General features: G+C 64.1%; 3 protein-coding genes. All 3 read left to right on the forward strand.

Annotated features, from left to right (window positions below):
- On the forward strand, positions 1-945 hold a 945-nt coding region (locus B4E36_RS01040; RefSeq protein ID WP_345899870.1), incomplete at its 5' end, for an MmgE/PrpD family protein.
- A complete protein-coding gene (locus B4E36_RS01045) occupies positions 942-1907 on the forward strand; it encodes a branched-chain amino acid ABC transporter permease (RefSeq protein ID WP_292056684.1) in 966 nt (321 codons plus the stop codon). The genes B4E36_RS01040 and B4E36_RS01045, both read left to right, overlap by 4 nt.
- The coding region (locus tag B4E36_RS01050) for a branched-chain amino acid ABC transporter permease (RefSeq protein WP_414673704.1) at positions 1904-3076 on the forward strand (1173 nt) is incomplete at its 3' end. The genes B4E36_RS01045 and B4E36_RS01050, both read left to right, overlap by 4 nt.

Consider the following 3076-nt stretch of genomic DNA (forward strand, 5'->3'; position numbering starts at 1 on the left):
CCGGAAATGGCGCGGCTTTTCCGCCCGACCGGACTGATCGGGCCGCTTTGCGGCACGCTCGCGGGCGCGCTGCTTCTCGGTCTCGACAGGGAGACCACCGTCAACGCGCTGGCGTTGGCCATCAATTCCGCCGGCGGCCTCAACGAATGGCCGCACAGCGGCGCGGACGACATGTATTTCCATCCGGGCTTCGCCTCGCGCAACGCGCTCACGGCCCTTCGGCTGGCGCGTCTCGGCGCGCATGGCTCCGCGAGCGCCATTGACGGCGTGGCCGGGCTTTTCGCCGCGTTCGGCCGCCAGAAGGCGCCCTCCGAAATCGTCCTCTATCCCGAGGGCGACTGCGAGATCATGGCGGTGTTCAACAAGGAAGTGCCGGCCTGCAATTTCGCCCAGTCGCCCTGCCAGGCGGCGCTTGCCGCCGCGCAACAGATAGGCGCGGGTGACAGCATCAAGACCATCCATCTGTCGACCTATGATGCCGCGCTCAACTATCCGGGCTGTAACTATCGCGGACCGTTCGAGACGCCGCTGCAGGCGAAGATGAGCATCTTTTTCGGCATGGGGGCGGCGGTTGCGCGCGGCGAGATCGCCGAAGCGAACTATGCGCTGCTCGACGATCCGAGGATCGCGGAACTGATCGGCATGACCACGGTTTCGATTTCCGACGAGCTCAACAGCGCATTTCCCGCCCGCCAGGGCGCAAGGGTGAGGATCGAGACGGCAGCGGGCGCGGTGATCGAGGAGGCGCTTGACGATATCCGCTCGGCATCGCCCGCGCTGGTGCGCGAACGGCTGTCGAAGGTGGCGAAAGATCGGCTGGGTGCCGGTCAGACAGGCGATCTCGACCGCGCGATCGATCATCTTTCCAGGGGCGGCAATGACGCCGCGAGCCTTGCCGCTGTGGCAAAGCTTGCCGCCGCAAACGCCGGGGAGGGCGTCCCGTGACGGATTTCCAGTTCTTCATCGAGAATGTCCTCCAGCTCCTGATCACCGGCGTATCGCTCGGCGCGATCTACGGGCTGATGTGCGTCGGCCTTGCGATGATCTTCGGGATCATGCGGGTCATCAACTTCGCCCAAGGCGATTTCATGATGGTCGGCATGTATGCCGCCTATTTCGTGTTCACCGCGCTCGGCTTTCAGGCGCTCTTTGGAAGCGGGCTCGGTCCCTACCTTTCCGTCATCGCCGCGGCGCCGGCGATGTACGCCTTCGGCTGGCTGATCCACCGCTTCCTGATCCGCCGGGTCACCGGCCGGCAGTCGATCGAGATGGAGGGCGATGGCCATTACGCCCAGCTCATCCTCACGCTGGGCATCGCGCTGATCCTGCAGAACGGCGCCATGATCCTCGTCGGGGCCGATCTGGTGTCGATCCGCACGCCGCTTTCGAGCGAGGCCTGGGTGCTGGAGCCGTTCGGCGAGAGCATGCCGATCATGCTGTTCTTCAACAAGTCGCGCATTTTCGCCATGCTGGTTTCGGCAGCGGTCATCATCGCGCTGTGGCTGCTCATCCAGCGCAGTTTCCTCGGCAAGTCGCTGAGGGCAGCCGCCGATAATGCGGAGGCGGCCACCTATATGGGCATCGACGTCGACCGGGCGCACCGGATCGCGTTTGCTATCGGCACGGCGGTGACCGCGATTGCCGGCGGGCTTCTCGCCACCAGCTATCCCTTCAGCCCGTTCGTCGGTCTGGAATACGTGATCATCATGTATGCTGGCGTCGTGCTGGGCGGCATCGGCAGCATTATCGGCGCGTTCTGGGGCGGGATGATCATCGGCCTGGTGCAGCAGTTTTCGACGCTGGTTCTGCCGACGCAGCTTCAGAACGCGACCATCTTCGTGTGTTTCCTGCTCGTTGTCATGCTTCGCCCGCAAGGCCTGTTCGGACGCAATGTGGATCGGACATGATCATGAAGACAGGCAGCAAATCTCTCCTCTATTTCATCGTTCCGGCGCTCGCCTACCTGGCGCTCGCGGCGTTCGTGACCAATTCCTACTACCAGCTCATGCTGACGCTGATCCTGATCTGGGCGATCTTCGGGCTGAGCTGGAACATTCTGAGCGGCTATACCGGGCTGATATCCTTCGGCCATGCCGCCTTCTTCGGCGCGGGCGCCTTCGCCACGGTGCTGGCGCAGATCTACTGGTCGATCACGCCCTGGGTGATGTTCTTCGCCTCGGGCGTGATCGGCGCGGTGCTTGGCGTCGCCATCGGCTTTCCGACCTTCCGCCTGCGCGGCCACTATTTCGCGCTCAGCATGCTCGCCTATCCGCTGGCCTTCATGTACGTCTTCCTCTGGCTTGGCTTTCCCGAGGTCAGCGTGCCGCGCGTGCATGACAATCCGGCAGCCTACATGCAGTTCTCCGACGGGCGGGTCTACACGCTGATCGCGATGGCGTTTCTGATCGTCGTGGTGCTGTTGTCGCGCAAGATCGAATCCTCCCGCTTCGGCATGGCGCTGATCGCGATCAAGCAGAACGAGGCGGCCGCCGAAGCTGCGGGGATCGACTCGCTGCGCTGGAAGCTCAGGGCCATCGCCGTCAGCGGCGCGATCGCGGCGATGGCGGGTTCGCTCTATGCCGTCGTCATTCTGGTGATCACCCCGCAATCCGTGTTCGGCATGCTGGTCTCGGCGCAGGCGCTGACCGTGGCGATGTTCGGCGGGATCGGCACCTTCTGGGGTCCGATCATCGGCGCGGGCTTCCTGATACCGATCGCGGAAATCCTGCATGCCGAGCTCGGCAGCATCCTTCCCGGCATTCAGGGCGTGGTCTACGGCGTGGCGATCGTGGTGCTGATCACGCTCGCGCCGGAGGGGATGTTCTGGAAGGTGCGCGACTGGATGGGCTCGGCCCGGAAGAAGGGCGAAACTGCGACCCGTCTGGAAACCCAACCGATGGACGAGATCGCCGTCGAACCGCGGAAATTCACGCCGGCAAGCGATGGCGCCGACATCGTTCTCGACGTGCGCGGCATGTCGAAGAATTTCGGCGGGCTGAAGGCGGTGCAGGATGTCAGCTTCCAGGTGCGGCGCGGCATGATCCTCGGCATTATCGGCCCGAACGGCGCCGGCAAG

The sequence above is a fragment of the Martelella sp. UBA3392 genome (genome assembly GCF_002358775.1).
In the GTDB taxonomy this organism is placed as follows: Bacteria; Pseudomonadota; Alphaproteobacteria; order Rhizobiales; family Rhizobiaceae; genus Martelella; species Martelella mediterranea.